Source organism: Robertmurraya sp. (assembly GCF_036676585.1).
In the GTDB taxonomy this organism is placed as follows: domain Bacteria; phylum Bacillota; class Bacilli; order Bacillales; family Cytobacillaceae; genus Robertmurraya_A.
This window is the reverse complement of sequence record NZ_JAKFCQ010000012.1, coordinates 1-5736: the sequence shown is the minus strand read 5'-3', so window position 1 is coordinate 5736 and position 5736 is coordinate 1. Positions and strand designations below refer to the sequence as shown.

Annotated in this window: 5 protein-coding genes; 2 read left to right on the top strand and 3 right to left on the bottom strand. The window is 40.6% G+C overall.

Annotated elements, in window-relative coordinates; genetic code table 11:
- Positions 1 to 422, bottom strand: a 422-nt coding sequence (locus ACGLXV_RS00860; RefSeq protein WP_391557099.1) for a LysR family transcriptional regulator, incomplete at its 3' end; no start/stop codon positions are given.
- A gap of 137 nt (positions 423 to 559) precedes the next feature.
- Between ACGLXV_RS00860 and ACGLXV_RS00855 the strand changes: the two genes are divergently transcribed.
- Positions 560 to 1675 carry a 5-methyltetrahydropteroyltriglutamate--homocysteine S-methyltransferase gene (locus ACGLXV_RS00855; RefSeq protein WP_391557098.1) on the top strand — a complete coding sequence of 372 codons (1116 nt, stop codon included), beginning with the start codon at positions 560 to 562 and terminating at the stop codon, positions 1673 to 1675.
- 22 nt (positions 1676 to 1697) lie between these two features.
- Positions 1698 to 3041 (top strand): MFS transporter, encoded by a 1344-nt coding sequence (locus tag ACGLXV_RS00850; RefSeq protein ID WP_119710025.1) that lies wholly within the window; start codon positions 1698 to 1700, stop codon positions 3039 to 3041.
- A gap of 31 nt (positions 3042 to 3072) precedes the next feature.
- Here ACGLXV_RS00850 and ACGLXV_RS00845 read toward each other — a convergent pair whose 3' ends face one another.
- Positions 3073 to 4515, bottom strand: a complete 1443-nt coding sequence (locus ACGLXV_RS00845) for a DHA2 family efflux MFS transporter permease subunit (RefSeq protein ID WP_391557100.1) — start codon at positions 4513 to 4515, stop codon at positions 3073 to 3075.
- Positions 4516 to 4545: 30 nt separating this feature from the next.
- The gene (locus tag ACGLXV_RS00840; RefSeq protein WP_391557097.1) at positions 4546 to 5127 is read right to left on the bottom strand and encodes a TetR/AcrR family transcriptional regulator; all 582 of its coding nucleotides are present in this window, start codon (positions 5125 to 5127) and stop codon (positions 4546 to 4548) included.
- Positions 5128 to 5736: the final 609 nt, after the last annotated feature.

Below are 5736 nucleotides of genomic sequence, written 5' to 3'. Positions count from 1 at the left end.
ATTTCGCTTCGTAAATTTTTGACGTCTTCAATGATTTCATAGGTTCTCGTTTCCCTTAATGTAAATTGGTATTTATCCTCGCCATGTTTCTTAATCATTTCGACGAATGCGTTCACGGCAAATGCGTAATGCTGGGTAGAAACGGAAAAGAGTTGCTCAGAAGGGGCCGTATTAAAGTAACGGCGCTCTAGCAATTCCGCTTGTTCCACCACCTGCCTTGCGTACCCAAGAAACTCAGCTCCATCTGTAGAGAGCGTAATTCCTGTAGATGTACGAGTGAAAATGGTGATCCCTATTTCTCTTTCAAGCTCTTTTATCGCTTTTGATAAACTAGGTTGCGAGAGATATAATCTACGCGCTGCTTCATTAATCGAACCGCACGCAACCACTTCTATCACATATTTTAGCTGCTGTAACTTCATCTTGATTCCCCGTTTATATCTATGTATTTTGCTTCGTTATAGCTTTTAGTTATAACAACCAATTACTTTTATCAGTTACACTATAGCACGAAAATCGTGATAGGATACAAACAATAGAAAAACAGAAAAGAGGGAATATGATGACAGTAGAAACAAAGGGTAAGAATCAAACGATTTTTCGTGCCGATCAAGTGGGGAGTTTATTACGTTCAGATGCTATTAAAACAGCACGATTACAGAGTGCAGCTGGTGAGATTACATTAGATGAATTAAGAAAAATCGAGGATAAGGAAATTGCCAGAATCGTTGATAAACAAAAGGAGCTCGGTCTTCAAGCGGTGACGGATGGAGAGTTTCGCAGAGCTTGGTGGCATTTTGATTTCTTAGAAAATTTGGTTGGTGTGGAAGGTTATTGGTCAGGAAACGGAATTCAATTTCACCAAAAACAAACGAAATCTCGTGCCATTAAAGTGACTAGTAAATTAGACTTTGAAAATCATCCGATGTTAGCAGACTATCAATATCTTCATCAAGTAGCAGGAGATCATACAGCAAAGTTTACGATTCCAAGTCCAAGTATGCTTCATTTTCGTGGAGAAGTGGATTTATCAGTGTATCCAGACGAGGAAGAGTTTTTTACTGATTTAGCTGTTGCCTATAAAAAGGGGATTCAAGCTTTCTACGATGCGGGTTGCCGTTATTTACAGTTAGATGATACCTCTTGGGCGTATTTATGTTCAGAGGAACAAAAGGAACTGCTTCGAGCCAAAGGATTAAACCCTGATTACTTAATCAAGATGTATTTACAGACACTAAACACTGCCGTAGCTGATCGTCCGGAAGATTTAAAAATAACAATGCATATTTGTCGCGGAAATTTCCGCTCCACATGGATTTCTTCTGGTGGCTATGAGCCGGTTGCTGAACAATTATTCGGTCACTTAAATATCGACGGTTTCTTTTTAGAATATGATAATGATCGTTCAGGTGGGTTTGAACCACTTCGTTTTGTTACTAGACCGGACCTGCAAGTTGTTTTAGGCTTGGTTACCTCAAAGTTTGGAGAACTTGAAAACAAGGATATTATTAAGAAGCGAATTGAAGAGGCGTCTAAATTTGTCCCATTAGATCAATTGTGTTTAAGCCCTCAATGTGGGTTTGCGTCAACAGAAGAGGGAAATCTTTTGACAGAGGAGCAACAGTGGGCAAAGCTTCAGCATGTTGTTGACATTTCTAAGGAAGTTTGGAAATAAACACGAGAAGAGGTGGAATGATATGCGCTTGGTTCAGGCTTCTCAAGTAGTTGCTGAAAGTAAGTTTAATCGATTTCATTTATTAGTATTTTTATGGTGTTTTTATGCCATCGCCTTTGATGGATTTGATATTGCTTTATACGGGATCGGCTTGCCGTCGATGATGAATGAATACGATTTAACCCTTGTTGAGGCGGGTGCGATTGGCAGCTACACGCTAGTTGGGATGATGCTAGGATCGTTTATCCTTGGCTCGCTGTCCGATTTTATCGGTCGAAAAAAGATATTAGCAATTTGTATGATCTTATTCAGTGTGTTTTCATTATTAGCTGGTTTAGCTCCCAATTCACTCACTTTTACTATTATGCGATTTATTGCTGCCTTAGGAATGGGGGGATTAATGCCAGCGGTCATTGCCATAATGACTGAATATTCACCTAAGAAAAAGCGAGCAATGATTGTTGCGACGATGTATTGTGGTTATTCCATCGGAGCGATATTGGCATCTCTGATAGGCATGTATGTGATGGAAAGTCTAGGCTGGAGATTCTTATATTGGCTAGGGATTATCCCCTTATTCACACTGCCATTCTTTCTTAAGCAATTCCCTGAATCCCTTTCCTATTTGATCCTTCGTAACCGAGGAAAAGAAATTGCAAACATCTTAAATAAAGTAGATCCAAAAGCGAATTATCAAGCTACAGACGATTTCGAGTATGTGGCTGTAAAAGAGCGGGCAAAAGGGTTGCCTGCGAAAAAATTATTCACCGACAATCGTGTTATCAGTACATTGGCTTTTTGGACGATGGTGTTTAGTTGTCTCCTTATGATTTATGGCTTAAACACCTGGCTTCCAAAAATCATGCAAGGATCTGGATACGGAATTACTTCCAGCTTATCATTCAGTCTCGTGTTAGGAGTCGGGCAAATTGGAGGTTCTTTACTAGGTGGATATTTAGTGGATCGAGTCGGGCATCGAAAAGTCCTATTATTTATGTTTACCATAGGGGCGATCTGCTTCGCTTCTTTAAGTATCACATCAAATACCTATCTTTTATATGTATTAATTGCGCTTGGTGGTGCATGCACGGGCGGAACGCAAAATCTAGTAAATCCTTATATTTCTGAATTTTACCCGCAAGAAATTCGAACGACAGGTCTTAGTGTAACCGTTGGAATTGGAAGAATCGGAGCGATTTTAGCCCCTCTGATCATCGGTCTCTTGCTAACGACTAATTTAGAGCCACAGCAGGCATTTATGGCCTTTGCTGTTCCAAGTATTATTGGTGGAATTGCCCTTTTAGCAGTTCAAGAGAAATACGGCAGTTTTGACATGGTACTAAAAACAACAAAGAAGAGCGCATAAAAAAACAGAGCTAATTAGCTCTGTTTTTTTCTTATGAAGCTTGATGCTCCACATGAACTCTTTTAATGAACATACTAACGATAACCCCGACTACAGCGATAATAATCGCAAAAATAAAGGCATCCTGTACCCCTGAAGTGAAGGCTAGTAATGGATTGAGCGGATTCGTTGCATCTGTCACGTTCTTCAAATAATTTTCCGTGCCAGATGATAAAATCGAAATCGCGATGGCTGTACCAATCGCACCAGCTACCTGTTGCAGGGTGTTCATAATGGCTGTTCCATCTGGATACAGTTCACGTGGCAATTGGTTTAACCCATTGGTCTGAGCCGGCATCATAATCATCGAAACGCCAACCATCATCAAGATATGCATCGCAATCAGAAAGGCAGAAGACGTTTCTAGATCGATAGTTGAGAAGCCGAATAAGGAGCCAGTGACAATCACAAGACCTGGGATAACTAACCATTTTGGTCCAAATTTATCAAATAAGTTACCCATAACAGGAGATAATAATCCGTTCACAATTCCACCAGGTAAAAGAAGAAGTCCGGCAGCAAACGTACTTAATGCAAGAGATGTTTGTAAGTATAGCGGCAATAAGATCATGGACGATAAAATAACCATCATACAAATGAGAACTAATAATAATCCAACCACAAACATCGGGTATTTAAACGCACGAAGATTAAGCATCGGCTGATTCATTTTTGTTTGACGGATACAGAATAAGAGAAGTCCAATCAAACCAACTGAAATAGCAGTAATTACTGTTGGATCTCCCCAGCCACCGCCTTCACCTGCATGACTAAATCCGTACACCACTCCGCCAAATCCAATCGTTGATAATACAATTGATAATACATCAATCTTTGGCTTCGTCGGAGTGGATACATTTTGCATATAGAAGTATCCAAAAACTAGAGCAACGATTAATAGCGGAAGGCAAATCCAGAAAATCCAGTGCCATGTAAGATTTTTTAGAATAAGACCAGAAAGTGTTGGTCCCACTGCAGGGGCAAACATGATGACAAGCCCCATGAGCCCCATGATTTTCCCACGTTTATAAGGTGGAACGATTAATAAAATCGTGTTAAACATCAAGGGCAACATTACCGCCGTTCCCATTGCTTGCACCACACGTGCTAACATTAAGACAGCGAAGGTAGGGGCAATGGCTGCGATAAAGGTTCCAATAATGGAGAATGCTAGTGAAACAATGAACAATTGTCGGGTTGAAAACCACTGCAGAATAAGACCAGATACGGGAACGAGAATCCCAAGTGTTAGTAGGTAACCGGTCGTTAACCATTGAACCGTTGTTTCTTTGATTGCAAAGTCTTCTATTAAACTACCAAGTGCCATGTTTAAAGCTGTTTCACTGAATAAGCCAATGAATCCAGCAATTAAGAAAGAGACAAGAATCGGGAGTACTTTGTATTCTTCCGTTTCCATGTCCTTCGTTTGGCCCATTTGGGTATCGATATTCATATTTTTATCCTCCTAGTTGTTCTTATTGCTGAGTAAAGTGGGAATTTGGTTAGCAATCAACCGTAAAGTATCCCCATTTTTACTAGTTAATGAAATTGTTGTTGCACCCTCAAGCAGGGCATTGATGGTAACCGCGAGCTCTCGAGCCTTTGTTTTTTCGTAGCCGTTTTGCTCAAGCTTTTCTGCGTAAAGATCCTGCCATTCTTTGAAGGTTTTTTCACAAGCAAGCCGAAGCGTTTCATGCGTATTTGCCGTTTCAGCAGCAAGTAGGCCAATTTTTAACCCATCTAAGCTGCATGGTGAATCAAAGAATAAAGCAATATTGTTCACATGTTTTTGAAAGGCTTGAATCACATCATCTGTAGAAGAGAGATCCTTTGCCGTTTGCTCCAGAACATGCTGCTTCATCAGGTTAATCGCTTCTAACGCAATTTCTTCTTTCCCCTTTGGAAAATGGTAATACAAAGATCCTTTGGGCGTACCACTCTCTTCGATAATTTGATTAACTCCGGTTGCGCTATATCCTTGTTGTTGAAACAAACGAGAAGCTGTTTGTAAAATAATCTCTTTTGTATGTTCTTTTTTGGTTTTCATCGTATGAAGTCATCCTTTTAGAAATTATAGAGATCGGTCTATATAAATATAGTTAGAATTTGAGAGAATGTCAATTAATAAGTTAGGTGTGTTGTTAACTTGGTTTTAAGGGTTGGTGGGGGAGGGTGATTTGAACAGGGGAAGCCGGAAAAAGGAGGAGCAAGTCCGAATGCTAGGGTGATTCGGACAGGAGTTGTAGGAAAAAAGAGGAGCAAGTCCGAATGCAGAGTTGATTTGGACAGGGGACGCGTGAAAAAGAAGGATCGAGTCTGAAAGCAGAGTTGATTTGGACAGGGGACCCGTGAAAAAGAAGGATGGAGTCTGAATGCAGTTTTGATTCGGACAGGAGTCGCGAGAAAAAGAAGGATCGAGTCTGAAAACAGAGTTGATTTGGACAGGGTTCGCGAGAAAAAGAAGGATCGAGTCTGAAAGCAGAGTTGATTTGGACAGGGGTCGCGAGAAAAAGAAGGATCGAGTCTGAAAACAGAGTTGATTTGGACAGGGTTCGTGGGAAAAAGAAGGATCGAGTCTGAAAGCAGAGTTGATTTGGACAGGGGACCCGTGAAAAAGAAGGATGGAGTCTGAATGCAGTTTTGATTCGGACAGGAG